At 66.6% G+C, this 16,217-nt stretch carries 15 protein-coding genes and 1 pseudogene; 14 read left to right on the forward strand and 2 right to left on the reverse strand.

Features of this window, described 5'->3' with window-relative positions; all coding sequences use genetic code 11:
* The first annotated feature begins 6 nt into the window (after nt 1-6).
* The 7 genes from L3V85_RS07190 to L3V85_RS07220 all read left to right on the forward strand — a co-directional run bounded on the left by L3V85_RS07190 (nt 7) and on the right by L3V85_RS07220 (nt 5,998).
* On the forward strand, nt 7-321 hold the full coding sequence (locus tag L3V85_RS07190) for a GNAT family N-acetyltransferase (RefSeq protein WP_237678689.1): 315 nt from the start codon (nt 7-9) through the stop codon (nt 319-321).
* 80 nt (nt 322-401) lie between these two features.
* Nucleotides 402-1,286, forward strand: coding sequence for a diaminopimelate epimerase (gene dapF / locus L3V85_RS07195; RefSeq protein ID WP_237678690.1), 885 nt, complete (start codon nt 402-404; stop codon nt 1,284-1,286).
* Nucleotides 1,283-1,987, forward strand: coding sequence for a DUF484 family protein (locus tag L3V85_RS07200; protein ID WP_237678691.1), 705 nt, complete (start codon nt 1,283-1,285; stop codon nt 1,985-1,987). The genes dapF and L3V85_RS07200 overlap by 4 nt, the downstream gene beginning before the upstream one ends.
* Nucleotides 1,984-2,619 (forward strand): YdcF family protein, encoded by a 636-nt coding sequence (locus L3V85_RS07205; RefSeq protein ID WP_237678692.1) that lies wholly within the window; start codon nt 1,984-1,986, stop codon nt 2,617-2,619. The genes L3V85_RS07200 and L3V85_RS07205 overlap by 4 nt, the downstream gene beginning before the upstream one ends.
* Nucleotides 2,594-3,610 (forward strand): tyrosine recombinase XerC, encoded by a 1,017-nt coding sequence (locus tag L3V85_RS07210; RefSeq protein WP_414080194.1) that lies wholly within the window; start codon nt 2,594-2,596, stop codon nt 3,608-3,610. The genes L3V85_RS07205 and L3V85_RS07210 overlap by 26 nt, the downstream gene beginning before the upstream one ends.
* A gap of 19 nt (nt 3,611-3,629) precedes the next feature.
* Nucleotides 3,630-4,844: a class I SAM-dependent rRNA methyltransferase gene (locus L3V85_RS07215; RefSeq protein WP_237678694.1), complete on the forward strand. Its 1,215-nt coding sequence runs from the start codon at nt 3,630-3,632 to the stop codon at nt 4,842-4,844.
* Nucleotides 4,845-4,942: 98 nt separating this feature from the next.
* Nucleotides 4,943-5,998, forward strand: a complete 1,056-nt coding sequence (locus L3V85_RS07220) for a CobW family GTP-binding protein (RefSeq protein WP_081271346.1) — start codon at nt 4,943-4,945, stop codon at nt 5,996-5,998.
* Nucleotides 5,999-6,132: 134 nt separating this feature from the next.
* On the opposite strand, the gene L3V85_RS07225 is transcribed toward L3V85_RS07220, so the two are convergent.
* Complete coding sequence (locus L3V85_RS07225) at nt 6,133-7,095, reverse strand: DUF945 family protein (RefSeq protein ID WP_272934808.1); 963 nt, start codon at nt 7,093-7,095, stop codon at nt 6,133-6,135.
* 143 nt (nt 7,096-7,238) lie between these two features.
* Between L3V85_RS07225 and L3V85_RS07230 the strand changes: the two are divergent.
* Nucleotides 7,239-8,965: pseudogene (locus tag L3V85_RS07230) on the forward strand (IS1634 family transposase).
* 29 nt (nt 8,966-8,994) lie between these two features.
* On the opposite strand, the gene L3V85_RS07235 reads toward L3V85_RS07230, so the two are convergent.
* Complete coding sequence (locus L3V85_RS07235; RefSeq protein ID WP_237678696.1) at nt 8,995-9,585, reverse strand: DUF945 family protein; 591 nt, start codon at nt 9,583-9,585, stop codon at nt 8,995-8,997.
* A 434-nt stretch (nt 9,586-10,019) separates the two neighbouring features.
* Here L3V85_RS07235 and dksA point away from each other — a divergent pair, with 434 nt between their 5' ends.
* From dksA to rsmH, 6 genes are all read left to right on the forward strand, one after another.
* Nucleotides 10,020-10,937: an RNA polymerase-binding protein DksA gene (dksA, locus tag L3V85_RS07240; RefSeq protein WP_414080225.1), complete on the forward strand. Its 918-nt coding sequence runs from the start codon at nt 10,020-10,022 to the stop codon at nt 10,935-10,937.
* Between the two features lie 45 nt (nt 10,938-10,982).
* A complete protein-coding gene (locus tag L3V85_RS07245) occupies nt 10,983-12,647 on the forward strand; it encodes an STAS domain-containing protein (protein ID WP_237678697.1) in 1,665 nt (554 codons plus the stop codon).
* Between the two features lie 58 nt (nt 12,648-12,705).
* Nucleotides 12,706-13,251, forward strand: coding sequence for an ATP-dependent protease subunit HslV (gene hslV / locus L3V85_RS07250; RefSeq protein WP_237678698.1), 546 nt, complete (start codon nt 12,706-12,708; stop codon nt 13,249-13,251).
* Nucleotides 13,252-13,253: 2 nt separating this feature from the next.
* Nucleotides 13,254-14,582: an ATP-dependent protease ATPase subunit HslU gene (hslU, locus tag L3V85_RS07255; RefSeq protein WP_237678699.1), complete on the forward strand. Its 1,329-nt coding sequence runs from the start codon at nt 13,254-13,256 to the stop codon at nt 14,580-14,582.
* A 274-nt stretch (nt 14,583-14,856) separates the two neighbouring features.
* Nucleotides 14,857-15,285, forward strand: coding sequence for a division/cell wall cluster transcriptional repressor MraZ (mraZ, locus tag L3V85_RS07260; RefSeq protein WP_237680518.1), 429 nt, complete (start codon nt 14,857-14,859; stop codon nt 15,283-15,285).
* An 8-nt stretch (nt 15,286-15,293) separates the two neighbouring features.
* Complete coding sequence (rsmH, locus tag L3V85_RS07265; RefSeq protein WP_237678700.1) at nt 15,294-16,217, forward strand: 16S rRNA (cytosine(1402)-N(4))-methyltransferase RsmH; 924 nt, start codon at nt 15,294-15,296, stop codon at nt 16,215-16,217.

The raw sequence follows: 16,217 nt of genomic DNA on the forward strand, positions 1-16,217 counted from the left end.
ATCTTCATGACCACGCTTCCTTCCTCCGGCGTCCAGGACAATCCGTCGAAGCACCGTTTCGAGTTCGCATCGCAAGGCGAACGCGCGGTCGCGATCTACACCCTGGCGGGCGATGTCATCACTTTCGTCCACACCCTGGTGCCCGAGGCGCTGCAAGGGCAGGGCGTCGCCAGGCAACTCGTGCTCGCGGGCCTGGCCTCGGCGCGCGAGCGGGGCCTGCGCGTCGTTCCCCAGTGCCCCGTGTTCGCCGCCTACATGCGCGCGCACCCCGAGACGCACGACCTGCTGGCCGACGAAGGCCGCGCGCTGCTGGGCCTCTGAGGCTGCCGGCACATCGCCCCTGGCGACCGGCGGATGGGCCCGCGGTCGTCAGGGGCGGTGCCGGTGGCGATAATCCTGCAATGCGAATCCGCTTTACCAAGATGCAGGGAGCCGGCAACGATTTCGTCGTGCTGGACGAAACGCGCGGCACGCTGGGCCTCAGCGCCGCGCAATACCGCTTTCTGGCCGACCGCCATTTCGGCGTCGGCGCCGACCAGATCCTCACCGTGCGGCCTTCGCCGGCCGAGGGGGTCGATTTCCAATACGTGATCCACAACGCCGACGGCGGCGAAGTGGAGCAGTGCGGCAACGGCGCGCGCTGCTTCATGCGCTTTGTCAGCGAACACAAGCTGACCGACAAGACCGAAGTGCGCGTGCAGACGCTGGCCGGCGTGATCGCGCCGCGCATGGGCGCCGACGGCCGCGTGACCGTCGACATGGGCGCCCCGGTCTTCGAGACCGAGCGCGTGCCCTTCGACACCGCCGGGCTCGATCCGCAGCCCGAGGGGGCGTGGCAGAAATGGCACCTCGCGCTCGGCACGCGCGCCGGCAGCGCTATCGTTTCGGTAGCGGTGCTGTCGATGGGCAACCCGCACGCGGTGCAGGTGGTCGACAACGTCGATACCGCCCCCGTGGCCGAGCAGGGCCCGCAGATCGAGCACCACCCGCGTTTTCCGCAGCGGGTGAACGCGGGCTTCATGCAGGTTGTCGACCGCACGCACATCAAGCTGCGCGTGTTCGAGCGCGGCGCCGGCGAAACGCTGGCCTGCGGCACCGGCGCCTGCGCGGCGGTGGTGGCGGGCATTCGCCTGGGGCTGCTGGAGCGCCGGGTCGACGTGCAGACGCACGGCGGCGTCCTCACGATCGAATGGCAGGGCGAGGGCCAGCCGGTGCTGATGACCGGGCCGGCCACCACGGTGTTCGAGGGCGACATCGAAGTACCCGACACGGTGGATCTGCCATGACCGCTTTCACGAACAACAACGACGCCAACAACGCCATGAACCCGATCACCGAAGACGACATCGCCAACTACCTGGCGAACACGCCCGACTTCTTCGAGCGCCATGCCCAGCTGCTGGCGCAGGTGCAGCTCACCAGCCCGCACGGCAGCCGCGCCGTGAGCCTGCAGGAGCGCCAGGCCGAGATGCTGCGCGAAAAAATCAAGGCGCTGGAGCATCGCCTGATGGACATGGTGCGCCACGGCACCGAGAACGTCGTCATCGCAGACCGCCTGCAGCGCTGGACCAGCGGCCTTTTGACCACGCGCGACCCGCGCAGCCTGCCGTACCGCATCGCGGTCGACCTGCAGTCGCTGTTCCTGGTGCCGCAGACGGCCATCAAGGTGTGGGACTGCAGCAGCGAATACCTCAACGAGGCCTATGCCCAGTGGGTGAGCGACGACGTGAAGGCGCTGGCCACCTCGCTGACCTCGCCGTACTGCGGCCTGAACTCGGGCTTCGAGGCGGCGAGCTGGCTGCCGGAGCCGCAGTCGGCCATGTCGATCGCGCTGATTCCGCTGCGCCCCGACGCCGAGTCGCCGGCCTTCGGCATGCTGGTGCTGGCGTCGCCCGACGCGCAGCGCTTCAACGCCGAGATGGGCACCGACTTCCTCGAGCGCATCGCCGAGCTGGCGTCGGGCGGGCTGTCGCGGCTGCGTCCTTGAGCCGCCCGCGCTGGCTGCGGCGGCCCTGGCAGGTCCTGCTGTTCGGTGGGCTGCTGGCCGGTGTGCTGGCCTACGCGGCCATCGGCGCATTCATCTGGCGGCATGCCGAAGCGTTGCTGGCGAACCCGCCGCAGCATGCGGCCGATGCCGCCCTGGTGCTCGGCAGCCGCGCCTATCTGGACGGCAAGCCGCACCCCTGCCTGTCGGGGCGGGTCGACACGGCGGTGGCAATGGCCAAAACCGGCCTCGTGAAGCAGCTCGCCTTCTCGGGCGGCGTGGATTCCGAAGACGGCCGCACCGAAGCCATCGCGATGCGCGAGCGCGCCCAGGCCGATGGCTACGCCGGGCCGATGCTGCTGGAGCAGGCTTCCACTTCCACCCGGCTGAATCTTTCGCTGTCGCGCCCGCTGCTGGAAGCGGCCGGCGTGCGCAGCGTGGTCATCGTGTCGGAGCCGTTCCACATGTGGCGCATCGAGCGCCTGGTGAAGATGAGCGGCTTCGACCGCCGCTTCGACGTGCAGTACGCGGCGGCGCCCACCTCCTGCTGGAACGCGCTGGGGCCGTTTTCGAAGGGCGCGTTGCGCGAGCCGGCGGCCATCGTGAACAATGTCTTCCGTGGCTTCCTCTTCTGAGCCTTCCGGGCCCGCGACGCCGGCCGTTTCCGCAGCCTCCGGCTGGGTCGAAAAATACCTCGAGCATGTGCGCGTCGAGCGCCGGCTCGCGGCGCGCACGGTCGAGCTTTACGCTTTTCACCTGAAGTCGCTGACCGACCATGCCGCCGAGGCGAAGCTGTCGCTGGACCATGTGCAGACCGCCCACATCCGCCGCTGGATGGCGCAGCTGCACGCCGCCGGGCGCGAGCCGCGCGGCATTGCGCTGGTGCTGTCGTGCTGGCGCAGCTTCTATCGCTGGCTGGGCCATGAAGGGCTGGTCGGCTTCAACCCGGTGCAGGACGTGCATGCGCCCAAGGCCGGCAAGCCCTTGCCCAAGGCGCTGGGCGTGGACGACGCGGTGCGCCTGGCCGAGCTCTACGACCCCGAGGCCGACCCCTGGACCGAGGCGCGCGACAGCGCCATCGTCGAAATGCTCTACGGCTGCGGCCTGCGCGTGAGCGAGCTCACGGGGCTCGACGCCCAGGCGAGCAGCAGCGCGCGGGGCTGGGTCGACCTCGACGCGGGCGACGCCAACGTGCTCGGCAAGGGCAGCAAGCGCCGCATCGTGCCGATGGGCAGCAAGGCGTCCGAGGCGGTGCGCGACTGGCTCGCGGTGCGCGGCGACTGCGCCGCGCTGGCCACCTCGCACCTGCGCGACCCGCGGGCGGCGGCCGCGCTCTTCATCAGCGCCAAGGGCGTGCGGATGTCGTCGCAGGCGGTGTGGAAGCTGCTGCGCGAGCGCAGCCTCAAGGCCGGCCTCGCGGCGCCGGTGCATCCGCACATGCTGCGGCACTCCTTCGCGAGCCATGTGCTGCAGTCCAGCAGCGACCTGCGCGCGGTGCAGGAGCTGCTGGGCCACGCCAGCATCTCGACCACGCAGGTCTATACGCGGCTGGATTTCCAGCACCTGGCCAAGGTGTACGACGCGGCGCATCCGCGTGCGAAGGCCAAGCCAGAGAACGACAAATAAGTAAAGCAAGCAACCAACAATGAAAACCCTTCGCCTCAAACCCGGCAAAGAGCGCTCGATGCAGCGCCGCCACCCCTGGGTCTTCGAATCCGCCATCGCGCGCGGCGGTGCCGACTCCGGCGAAACGGTGCGCGTCGAGTCGCACGACGGGGCTTTCCTGGCATGGGCCGCCTTCAGCCCGGCCTCGAAGATCCGGGCACGGGCCTGGAGTTTTGTCGAAACGCAGCGCATCGATGCTGCGTTCCTCGCATCGGTGTGCGCCCGCGCGGTGGCCGCGCGCGGCCTGTTCGACCTGCAGAGCGACGGCGTGCGAGTGGTGCACGGCGAGGCCGACGGCCTGCCGGGGCTGATCGTCGACCGCTATGGCGACACGCTGGTGGCGCAGTTTCTTTCGGCCGGTGTCGAGCGCTGGAAAGACGTGCTGGCCGACGCGCTGCTCAAGGCCACGGGCCTCGCCAAGCTCTACGAGCGCTCCGACGCGAGCGGCCGCGAGCGCGAGGGCCTGAAGCCCGTCACCGGCTGGCTGCGTGGCGACGGGCCGACCGAAATCGTCATTCGCGAGCACGGCTGGAAGCTGTCGCTCGACATCGCGACCGGTCACAAGACCGGCTTCTACCTCGACCAACGCGACAGCCGCCAGCGCTTTGCCGAGCTGGCGCAGCACCGGCGCTTCCGGCGCGTGCTGAATTGCTTCTGCTACACGGGCGGCTTCACGGTCGCGGCGCTCGCGGGTCTGAAGGCCGCCAACGCGCTGCAGGGCGCGCAACTGGTGTCGGTCGATTCGTCGCTGCCGGCGCTGGAGCGCGCGCGCGGCCACCTGGCGCTGAACGGCTTCGAGGGGCAGGGCATAGAGGCCGAATTCCTCGACGCCAACGTGAACACGGTGCTGCGCGAGTTCATCGACCAGGGGCGCACCTTCGACGCCATCGTGCTCGATCCGCCCAAGTTCGCGCCCACGGCGGCGCATGCCGAGCGCGCGGCGCGGGCCTACAAGGACATCAACCGCCTCGCGCTCAAGCTGCTGGAGCCGGGCGGGGTGCTGCTCACTTTCTCGTGCTCGGGCGGCATCAGCGCCGACCTGTTCCACAAGATCGTGGCCTCGGCCGGGATCGACGCCGGCGTGGACGGCTACATCGCCGAGCGGCTGGGCGCGGCGCCCGACCACCCGATGACCATCGAGTTCCCGGAAGGGGAGTACCTGAAGGGCCTGGTGGTGGTCCGGAAACCGGCTTGACCCTGCCGGCAACGCAACTCAGTGGCATTGGCTAAACTGCCGGCCAAGTCTTTTTTCGCCCCTTTTTTCCTGTTTTCCGCTTCCGGAGCACTCCCCACATGGCCCTCATTCCCGCGACCATCCTCACCGGCTTTCTCGGCTCGGGCAAAACCACGCTGCTCAAGCGCATCCTGACCGAGGCCCACGGCCAGAAGATCGCGGTCATCGAGAACGAGTTCGGCGAGGAGAACATCGACAGCGACATCCTTGTCACGGAGTCGAAGGAGCAGATCGTGCAGATGAGCAACGGCTGCGTCTGCTGCACCATCCGCGAAGACCTGCGCGAGGCGCTGCAACTGCTGGCCGCCAAGAAGCGCCAGGGCCTGCTGGACTTCGACCGCGTGGTGATCGAGACCACGGGTCTTGCCGACCCGGGCCCGGTGGCGCAGACCTTCTTCATGGACGACGAGATCGCAGAGAGCTACCTGCTCGACTCGATCCTCACGCTGGTGGACGCCAAGCACGCGCCGCAGCAGCTCAACGACCGCCAGGAAGCGCGCCGCCAGGTGGGCTTTGCCGACCAGATCTTCATCAGCAAGAGCGAGCTGGTGTCGGCCGAGGAGACCGAGGCGCTGATTCACCGCCTGAAGCACATGAACCCGCGCGCGCCGCAGCAGAAGGCGCATTTCGGCGACGTGCCGCTGAAAGACATCTTCGACCTGCGCGGCTTCAACCTGAACGCCAAGCTGGACATCGACCCCGACTTCCTCAAGGAAGACGACCACGACCATCACGACCATGACCACGCGCATGGCGAGCACTGCGACCACCCCTCGCACAAGCACGAAGGCGGCCACGGCCACCATCACCACACGGACGACGACGTCAAGAGCTTCGTCTACAAGGCCGACCGCGCCTTCGACCCGGCCAAGCTGGAAGACTTCCTGGGCGCGATCGTCAACATCTACGGCCCGCGCATGCTGCGCTACAAGGGCGTGCTGAACATGAAGGGCACCGAGCGCAAGGTGATCTTCCAGGGCGTGCACCAGCTCATGGGCAGCGACCTGGGCCCGGAATGGGGCAAGGACGAAGCGCGCCAGAGCCGCATGGTGTTCATCGGCATCGAGCTGCCGCGCGAAATTCTGGAGCAGGGCCTGGAGCAGTGCCTGGTCTGAGTCCCTGACTTGCTCTTTCCCCCGCTGGGGGAAGGTCGGGATGGGGGCAGGCCTGCGAACAGGCGCCATGCTTTTCGGGAGGCCGTCGTGCCCCCACCCCGCCCTCCCCCAGCGGGGGAGGGAGACATACCCTGCTACTTGCCCAGCCCGCCCAGCGGCTTGCCGTTGACCTTCAGGTTGCCGTCGCTGAACTCGACCTGAGCGGTCACGTCGTCGCCGTCGCGCTTCACGAAGCCGCTCTGCTCGCCTTGGGTGACCAGCAGCGCCACCGTTTCGGGCGGGGGCGTCTGGCCGCTCTCGGCGCCGGTTTCGGCCAGTTTCTCGAGCCATTGCATCGGCAGGCGTGCATTGGCCTTGAGCACGCCGCGCTTGAGCAGCAGCGCGGTGCCGGGCGACTGCAGGTCTTCGTCGGTCACGCCGGCCATGCTGACCGAGTAGCTGAGTTCGGCGCGCTTGCCGTCGATCTCGACCAGCATCTTGTCGATGCCGGCTTCGGGGCCGTACTTGGCCATGGCCTTGAGGTCCGGCGCGAGCTGGTCGGCCAGGGCGCTCATGGCGGCCTGGGAGGCCTTGCTGCCGCCCTTGCCGCAGCCGTTGGCGGCGCTGGACTGGATCCAGGCGTCGGCCAGCTTCTTGTAGCCGGCGGCATGGATGCGGCGGGCGCCGCTGGTCAGCTCGAACTTGTCGATCTTGGTGGCGCCGATCTTGCCGGCGCCCTTGAGGGTGCCTTCGGACGCGTAGAGGCCGTCCTTGATGCTGGCACCGCCCACCAGGTCGATGCCCTGCAGCAGCACGGTCGGCAGCGGCTTGCGCGGCGTGTCGTCGTCGCCCGCGCTCGCGCCCAGGCCCTTGGGGGCGGCGAATTCCAGCGTGTCGAGGCGGCCTTCGGTCTTGCCAGTGGCCAGGAACCAGCCGGCGCTGCTGTCCATGTCGGCCTTGGCCGTGAGCTTGCCCATCTTCATGGTCAGGCCGGTGCGGGTGTCGTTGAGGTCGAAGCCGGGCATCGTCAGGTCGTAGCGCACCTGGGTGCGCGCGGCGTTCACGTCCATGCGCAGCTGCGCGCCCTGCCATGTCATCTGGCCCCCCGAGTTCGACACCAAACCGCCGTTTTCCGATGTTTTCGCGGACCGGTGCCATATGAATCAAGCACTTAGCTGAGGCGTTTTGATTTTTATGTAGTGGCAATGTTTTATTGCTGATGTGTTGGCAATTGCCCGTATTTTTTTGCTACACTTCTTCTATGTTCATCAAGCTCACCCGCTCAGGCGGCCACACCTACGCCCAGTTGGTGGAGTCCTTCCGAGACGAACACGGCAAACCCCGCCAGCGCACGCTGGCCACCATCGGGCGGGTGGACGAAACAGATGGACAAGTCGACTCACTGCTGGGCGGTCTGCTTCGCGCCAAGGGTCGCTCACTGAGTGAGACATCCGTTCCCCAGGTGCGTTTTGAATCCGCACTGGCCCTGGGCGATGTCTGGGCGCTGGATCAACTCTGGCACGAGTTGGGTTTCGATGGCTTGGCTGCTGTCTTTCGCCGCGCACGCTTTACCAACCCCATCGAGCATGCCCTGCGGGTGATGGTCTTTAACCGGCTGTGCGACCCCGACTCCAAGCTCGGGTGCTGCGCTGGCTGCAAACCGTCAGCATGCCGGGTATCGATGCAGAGGCACTCACCCACCAGCAACTGCTGCGCAGCATGGATGCGCTCATGGACCACCAGGACGCGGTGGATGAATGCGTGGCGGGCCTTTTGCGCCCGCTGATTGATGAGGATCTGTCGGTGGTGTTCTACGACCTGACCACCATCCGCGCCCAAGGACTGAGCCAGCAAGAGGGTGACGTGCGCCGCTATGGGATGTCCAAGGAAGGCATGGTGGTGCGCCAATTCATGCTCGGCGTGGTGCAAACAGCCGACGGCATGCCTATCTATCACGAGGTGTTTGCGGGCAACACAGCCGAGGCACCGACGTTGGAGCCGACCTTGAAGAAGGTGATGGCGCGTTACCCGCACATCCGCCGCCTGGTGGTGGTGGCTGACCGTGGGCTGCTTTCGCTGGACAACATAGAGGCCTTGTCCGAGTTGCGCTTGTCGGGTGGGGCCAGCGGATCAACCGATCAAGCGCTGGAGTTCATCCTGGCAGTGCCGGGGCGGCGCTATGGCGAGTTCGCAGACATACTGGAGCCGATCAACGCCCGAGCCCGAGCCCGCGCATCAGAGCAAGAAACGACAGAAGAGACTATCGATGAGGCGCAATGGCAGGGTCTTCGTCTGGTGGCGGCCCATAACCCGCAGCAGGCGGCCGAGCAGACTGCCAGTCGTCAGGCGCGCATTGACCAATTGCGCCAGCGCGCCGACCAGCTGGTGGGCAAGCTCGATTCGCAAGATGCAGGCAAGGCACACCGGGGTAGAAAGCTGTCTGATGCGGGTGTGACGGCACGCTTCTTCCATGAGGTGAGCGAGGCGCACCTCAAGCGCATCATCAAGGTCGATTTGCATGCCGATCTGTTCACGTATGACATCGACCAGGCAGCTCTGGCCCGCGCCCAGGCGATGGATGGCAAGCTGCTGCTGGTGACCAACGTGGCGGACTTGACACCCAAAGAGGTGGTGCAGCGCTACAAGGCACTGGCAGACATCGAACGGGGATTTCGGGTGCTGAAGTCGGAGATCGAGATTGCGCCGGTGTTCCACCGCCTGCCCGAGCGCATCAAGGCGCATGCGAGCATTTGCATGCTGGCCCTGATCCTGTACCGCGTGATGCGCCAGCGCCTGAAGATGAGTGGCAGCGATTTGTCACCGGAGGCTGCCCTGGCGGACTTGCGGCGAATTCAGCGCCACCGTGTGAGCATCAACAATGCCGCGCCCATTGCGGGCGTCTCTTCCATCGTCCAACGCCAGACCGATGTGCTGGCCGCACTGAAGATCAAAAAACCCCAGCAAGACACCCAATTGAGCCTGCTGTAGTGGCAGCCGAGAGTCTTGGCCCATACAAATCAAGCACTTAGCGCGGTTGGTGTCGAACTCGGGTGGCCCTTGCCTTCTTCGGCGAGCTTGGCGGGCGCCACCGTCAGGTCGCTGGTGAAGGCGCCGCTGAAGGCGACCTTGGTGTGGGCGGAGAGCGGCTTGGCCTCGCCGAACAGCTTCTTCGCATCGGCCTGGGTCTTGGCGTCGAGCACCAGTTCGCTGTCGATGGTGGCCGCTGCCAGGGTACCGCCGGCCAGCGGGCCGTGGTGGATGGTGTCGCGGATGGTGAAGCGCAGCGGCTTGGCGGGCGCGGCGTCGGCTTCTTCTTCCGGCTCTTCATCCGCGTCCTTGTCGGCTTCCTCCCCGGCCGCGGGTTTCTGCGCGGCGGCGGTGGCGTCGGGCGCGCAGCCGATCTCGAGCGTCACCGTGCTCACGGCGCCGAGGAAGCCGCGGTCGTAGTTGCGCTCGACCACGCGCACCAGCGCGGTCTGCTTCGGAAGTTCGTCGAATGCGGTGTCGTAACGCGACTTGACCTGCGACCCGGCCCACCAGGTGCTGCCCCCGTAGGCCACCGCGATGGCTGCGGCCAGGACGCCCAATACTGCTGCTTTCTTGCTCAAGGCTTGCTTTCTTTTGTCGAATGATCGGATGGCCCGCACCGCCAAAAGGGCAATGGCGGGCTTGCGTCACCCTCTCCAGTGACGCCGCGCGATGCTAATGGACGCGGCCGGCACCCGGACACATCGCCCGCGCTTTCGAGTTCTCTATACAATCGCGCGCCTGTTCCGGCAGCCATACCCCGTCCAAGCGGACAGGATGTGACTTCCGGCACGGGGCGCCGCACGTTTCTGGTGGGCTTTCGGGGGTATAACCCCGGGGTTCGCCGTTGGCGAGCACCCCGACAACGTGGAGCCCGCGCGGCCTGAAAGCCGCAACCGGCTCCCATGGGAGGAGACACCCAGTGAAAGCGCGTTCCAGTTCGATCAAGGAGCCAGTCACCGTGAAGAAACCCGCCGCCAAGGCCACGCCAGCAACCAAGCCCGCCGCAAAGAAGGTGGCGGCTGCGAAGCAGGCTGCACCTGCGGCAAAAAAGGTTTCCGCCGCAGTGCCGGGCCCCACGGCGAAAGAGAAAAGCGCGCCGCCCAAAAAGACCGCGGCAGCACCGGCCAAGGCCGAGACCGCTGCCAAGAAATCCGCCAAGCCTGCAACTGCCGCAACCAAGAACGCAGGCGCGGGTCCATCGTCATCCAAACCCGTCGGCCGCCCTGCTGCCGTTCCTTCTGCTTCCCCGATCCCCATGAAAAAAACGGCTGCCGCCTCCACTTCCGCCCCGGCGACACCCTCGATTCCCGCTCAAACCGCCACGCCCGCACCCGCAGCGCGTGGTGGCCGCGTGTCCCGGCTGTCGCAACTGACCGTTCCCTCGATGCCGCAATCGGTGGCATCGACCGCTGCCAAGTCCAGCTTCTCGCAGGCACCCTCCAATGCGCTGGTGCCGCCGCCGCCCCTGGCCGTGAAGAAGGACCCGAAGCTGGTCAACAACTGGAAGACCAAGACCGCCAACGAGCTGAGCGATGCCGAAGTCATCGCCATGCCCGACGACGAGTACATGAACGAAAAGCAGATGGCGTTCTTCCGCCTGAAGCTCGAAGAACTCAAGCGCGGCATCCTCGAGAACGCCGGCGAGACCACCGAGCACCTGCGTGAAGACACCGTGGTCGTGCCCGACCCGGCCGACCGCGCCACCATCGAGGAAGAACACGCCCTCGAGCTGCGCACCCGCGACCGCGAGCGCAAGCTGCTCAAGAAGATCGAGCAGTCGATCCAGCGCATCGACGCCGGCGACTACGGCTACTGCGACGAAACCGGCGAACCCATCGGCGTGGGCCGCCTGCTCGCCCGCCCGACGGCCACGCTGTCGCTCGAAGCGCAGCAGCGCCGGGAACTCAAGCAGAAGATGTTCGGGGATTGATCGGGAAGAAGGTCGCAAGAACCCCCGTCTGCAAGCTTTCGTCGAATGGCAAAGGAAGAGTCGGGCCGCCTTTTTTCCAAGGTGGCCAAGTTTGTCCGCAATCCGCTGAAGGATTGGTCGGAGCTGGATGAGCCCGCCCCGTCGGACTCCTCGCTGCCCGAGCAGGCCTACAACCGGGAAATGCTCAAGGAGATGATCGAGCGGCGCCAGCGCAACGACTTCGTGCGCCGCCGCGAGTTCGACATGCTTCGCAAGCTGCGCCAGCGCGAGGCCGCCGCCCACGCCTTCGACCCGACCGTCACGCCCTCGTCGTTCAACCTCAACAGCTCTTCGGAAAAGCTCGAAGGCCGCGCGCTCACGCTCAAGAAGATCGACGAGATCGAGCAGCAGATGTCGCAGCAGTGGTGGAAGGGGCGCGGCCCGAACGGCGAAGCGCTGGTCAATCCGCCGCCCGACGCCGGCGCCGAGACCCTGCCGCCCGTCGGTTCCGACGCGCCCGATACGCAGACCGACCGGCCTCACAGCGTGAGCCCGCCCGCCGCCGCGGCTGCCGCGGCCGGGGAAGCACCGATGGCCGCTGGCGCGACTCCGATGCCCGTGTCGCGACTGGCGCACGACGGCGCGCTCGAAGAAGCCGTCATCCGTTTCGCGCATGGCGACGACACCGGCGCCGAAGCCATCCTGCTGCAGGCCCTGGCCTCCGAGAGCGCCGCCGCGACCGAAGCCGAAGGCAGCCCCGCCGCCGAGCGCGACGACAGCCGCTGGCGTGCCCTGTTCGACCTGTATCGCGCGACCGGCGATGCCGCCAAGTTCGCGGCCGCGCGCATGCGCTATGCGCAGCGCATGCGGCGCATGGGGCCCGACTGGGTCTCGCTCGAAGAGCTGGCCCGCAGCGTCAAGGCCGTAACCGCCAGCGAGGAGGCCGGCGCGGCCTCCGAAGGCCCGTCTCAGGCCGATTGGGTCTCGCCCGCGCACCTGGCGCGCGAAGGCCTGGTGGAACTCACGCGTGCGCTGTCGAAGGCCGGCTCGGTCTGGACGCTCGACTGGCGTGCCCTGGCAGCCATCGGTGCCGACGCGGCCGCCCCGCTGCGGGTGCTGTTCACCCACTGGTCCGATTCGCCGGTGCAGCTGCGCTTCATGGGTTCGGCCCAGTTGCTGGCCGTGCTGTCCGAGGCCGCGCCCAACAACGACCGCAGCACCGAAGACGTCTGGTGGCAGCTGCACCTGGCGGCGCTGCGCATGATGCACCTGCCCGACGACTTCGAGCTGGTGGCGCTCAACTACTGCATCACCTACGAGGTGTCGCCGCCCTCGTGGCAAGACCCGCGCGGGGAGTGCACCTCGCTGGCCGCGCCGCCGGCGAGCCGTCCCAGCTCGGTGTGGTCGCTGCTGTCGGTCGGCGGCGATTCCGAGAGCTTTCCGTCCACCGACAGCGGTTTTGCCGCGCTGGCGGGCGACCTGCGGGGCGAATCCCTGTCGAGCTGGCAGCGGCTGGACAACGACCTGCGCCACACCACGGCGCCGGTCATTTCGTGCGCCGCGCTGCTGCGCATGGACCTGGCCGCCGCCGGCACGCTGCTGAGCTGGGTGCGCACGCGGGACGCCAACGGCGAGCGGGTGCAGTTCGTCGATGCGCACCGGCTGATCGGCGCGCTGTTCACGCTGGTAGGTATTACCGATCACGCCACGGTCGCGCTTAGGAAAAACTAAGGCGCCGGGCGGCCTTGCCGCGGGTTGCATTGCCCCGGGCCATCCCCAGATGGCTTCGATGGAACAGTTTCACGGCACCACCATCGTGAGCGTGCGCCGCAAGACCCCCCAAGGCGATCAGGTCGCCATCGGCGGGGACGGGCAGGTCACTCTCGGCAATATCGTCATCAAGGGCACGGCGCGCAAAGTGCGCCGGCTCTATCACGGCAAGGTGCTGGCAGGTTTTGCCGGCGCCACCGCCGACGCCTTCACGCTCTTCGAGCGCTTCGAGGCCAAGCTCGAAAAGCACCAGGGGCACCTGACCCGCGCGGCCGTCGAGCTCACCAAGGACTGGCGCACCGACCGCGTGCTGCGCAAGCTCGAGGCCATGCTGGCCGTGGCCGACGCCACCACCTCGCTCATCATCACCGGCAACGGTGACGTGCTGGAGCCCGAGGACGGCGTGATCGCCATCGGTTCCGGCGGCGCCTATGCCCAGTCGGCCGCCAAGGCGCTGATCGAGAACACCGAGCTTTCGGCCGAGCAGATCGTGCGCAAATCGCTGTCGATCGCCGGAGAAATCTGCATTTACACGAACATGAACCACACCGTGGAAGCGCTCTGACCATGTCCATGACCCCCCAGGAAATCGTCTCCGAGCTGGACAACCACATCGTCGGCCAGCCCGCCGCCAAGCGCGCCGTGGCCATTGCCCTGCGCAACCGCTGGCGCCGCCAGCAGGTCGACGACAAGCTGCGCCACGAGATCACGCCCAAGAACATCCTCATGATCGGCCCCACGGGCGTGGGCAAGACCGAGATCGCGCGCCGCCTCGCGCGGCTGGCCGACGCGCCCTTCATCAAGGTCGAGGCCACCAAGTTCACTGAGGTGGGCTACGTGGGCAAGGACGTCGATTCGATCATTCGCGACCTCGCCGAGATCGCCGTCAAGCAGACGCGCGAATCCGAAAGCGCCAAGGTGCGCGCGCGTGCCGAGGATGCCGCCGAAGAGCGAATCCTCGACGTGCTGCTGCCCCCGGCGCGCGGTGCCGACGGCGCACCTCCGGCGCTCGACGCGCCCAATCCCACGCGCCAGGCCTTCCGCAAGAAGCTGCGCGAGCATCAGCTCGACGACAAGGAAATCGAGCTCGACCTCGCCGAGACGCGCACGCCGCTGGAAATCATGGGCCCGGCCGGCATGGAGGAAATGACCGAGCAGCTGCGCGGCATGTTCGGCCAGATGGGGCAGGGCAAGCGCAAGACCCGCAAGCTCAAGATCGGCGAGGCCATGCGCCTGCTGGTCGACGAAGAGGCCGCCAAGCTGGTCAACGAGGACGAGATCCGCGCCCAGGCCATCACCAACGCCGAGCAGAACGGCATCGTCTTCATCGACGAGATCGACAAGGTCGCCACGCGCAGCGAAGCGCAGGGCTCCGACGTGTCGCGCCAGGGCGTTCAGCGCGACCTGCTGCCGCTGGTGGAAGGCACGGCCGTCACCACCAAGTACGGCGTGGTGCGCACCGACCACATGCTTTTCATCGCGAGCGGCGCGTTCCACCTGAGCAAGCCGAGCGACCTGATTCCCGAGCTGCAGGGGCGCTTTCCGATTCGCGTCGAGCTGCAGTCGCTGTCGGTGTCGGACTTCGAGAGCATCCTCACGCAGACCCGCGCGTCGCTCGTGAAGCAGTACCAGGCGCTGCTGGCCACCGAGGGCGTGACGCTCGACTTCACGCCCGAAGGCGTGAACCGGCTGGCGACCATTGCCTTCGAGGTGAACGAGCGCACCGAGAACATCGGCGCGCGCCGCCTGTCGACCGTGATGGAGCGTCTGCTGGATGAGGTAAGCTTCGACGCGACCCGCCTTGAAGGCCAATCGATCCGCATCGATGCCGCCTACGTCGACCAGCGCCTCGCGGCACTAAGTCACGACGAAGATCTTTCGCGCTTCATCCTCTGAAGCTGCCCTTTGGTTCCCCCTGTAACGGGGGAATCCTTCACGCATCACTTTCACTGCGTGAGCTAAGTACTTCATTCTCAACGAAATTCGCCGATTCCACGGATTTGGAATCGGCGCTAAGTCGTTGATTCCATTACAAAAAATACCCCGAACGGCCAGTTGCGCCCCAAGTGTTTCCTGCTACAGTGCAAAAAAGTGCAGTTAAGTGGGAAAAAGTGCGGGTAGTGCCCCCTTCGGGTGCCGCAGCACCTCCCAACACAGGGGTTTCGTGGTCGTGTTTCAAGGCGCTTCATCGCTCAGTCTGGATGCCAAGGGGCGGCTCTCCGTGCCGACCCGGCATCGCGACGTCCTGAGCGCCACGGCAGGCGGCCAGCTCACGATCACCAAGCATCCGCACGGATGCCTGATGGTGTTCCCCCGTCCCGAATGGGAAAAATTCCGCGATCGCATCGCCGAGCTGCCGATGTCGGCGCAGTGGTGGAAGCGCATCTTCCTGGGCAACGCCATGGACGTCGAGATGGACGGCACCGGCCGCATCCTGGTGTCGCCCGAACTGCGCGCGGCCACCGGCATCACGCGCGAGACGCTGCTGCTGGGCATGGGCAACCACTTCGAACTCTGGGACAAGGCCACTTACGAGGCCAAGGAGGCCGAGGCCGCCCAGGGCGAGATGCCGGATGTGTTTCAGGACTTCGCGTTCTGAGGATTCACGTGACTACCCCATGGACTCATACGACCGTCTTGCTGAACGAAGCGGTGGAAGCCCTTCTTTCCGGCAGCACGGCGGCAACCGGCACCTACGTGGACGCCACCTTCGGGCGGGGAGGGCATGCGCGTGCCATCCTCTCCAGGCTGGCGCCGGAAGGCAGGCTGATCGCATTCGACAAGGATGCGGAAGCAGTGGCCGAAGCAGCGCGCATCTCCGATGCGCGTTTTTCTATCCGCCACCAGGGATTCCGCTCGCTGGGCGAACTGCCCGACGCGAGCATCGACGGCTTGCTGATGGATCTGGGCGTGAGCTCGCCCCAGATCGACAACCCGGTGCGCGGTTTCAGTTTTCGTTTCGACGGCCCGCTCGACATGCGCATGGACACCACGCGCGGCGAGAGCGTGGCCGAGTGGCTGGCAACGGCCGAACTCCAGCAGATTGCAGAGGTGATCCGTGACTATGGCGAAGAACGGTTTGCTGTTCAGATTGCAAAGGCGATTGTTGCTCGCCGACAAGAACGGGGCCCAATTTCAACCACCACCGAACTGGCCGAGCTCGTGGCTGGCACGGTCAAAACCCGCGAGCAGGGCCAGAACCCTGCAACGCGCACATTTCAGGCTTTTCGGATTTTCATCAACGCCGAGCTTGAAGAGCTGCAACAGGCGCTAGAAGCGAGCCTTTCCGTGCTGAAGCCCGGCGGACGTCTTGCGGTGATCAGCTTCCACTCGCTGGAAGACCGCATCGTCAAGCAGTTCATCGCCAAGCACTCGAAGGAGGTCTACGACCGCCGCGCGCCCTTTGCCGCCCCCAAGGTGATGAAGCTGAACGCGCTTGAGCGCATCAAGCCATCCCAGGCCGAGGTGAGCGGCAACCCGCGCTCGCGCAGCGCCATCTTGCGCGTCGCCGAACGCACCGAGGCCAACTGA

It is taken from the genome of Variovorax paradoxus (genome assembly GCF_022009635.1).
In the GTDB taxonomy this organism is placed as follows: domain Bacteria; phylum Pseudomonadota; class Gammaproteobacteria; order Burkholderiales; family Burkholderiaceae_C; genus Variovorax.

Excerpts from the sequence above, each read along its gene's own strand:
- L3V85_RS07190 (WP_237678689.1), top strand. The coding sequence starts at position 7 with ATGACCACGCTTCCTTCCTCCGGCGTCCAGGACAATCCGTCGAAGCAC.
- dapF (WP_237678690.1), top strand. The coding sequence starts at position 402 with ATGCGAATCCGCTTTACCAAGATGCAGGGAGCCGGCAACGATTTCGTC.
- L3V85_RS07200 (WP_237678691.1), top strand. The coding sequence starts at position 1,283 with ATGACCGCTTTCACGAACAACAACGACGCCAACAACGCCATGAACCCG.
- L3V85_RS07210 (WP_414080194.1), top strand. The coding sequence starts at position 2,594 with ATGTCTTCCGTGGCTTCCTCTTCTGAGCCTTCCGGGCCCGCGACGCCG.
- L3V85_RS07215 (WP_237678694.1), top strand. The coding sequence starts at position 3,630 with ATGAAAACCCTTCGCCTCAAACCCGGCAAAGAGCGCTCGATGCAGCGC.
- L3V85_RS07220 (WP_081271346.1), top strand. The coding sequence starts at position 4,943 with ATGGCCCTCATTCCCGCGACCATCCTCACCGGCTTTCTCGGCTCGGGC.
- L3V85_RS07245 (WP_237678697.1), top strand. The coding sequence starts at position 10,983 with ATGGCAAAGGAAGAGTCGGGCCGCCTTTTTTCCAAGGTGGCCAAGTTT.
- hslV (WP_237678698.1), top strand. The coding sequence starts at position 12,706 with ATGGAACAGTTTCACGGCACCACCATCGTGAGCGTGCGCCGCAAGACC.
- hslU (WP_237678699.1), top strand. The coding sequence starts at position 13,254 with ATGTCCATGACCCCCCAGGAAATCGTCTCCGAGCTGGACAACCACATC.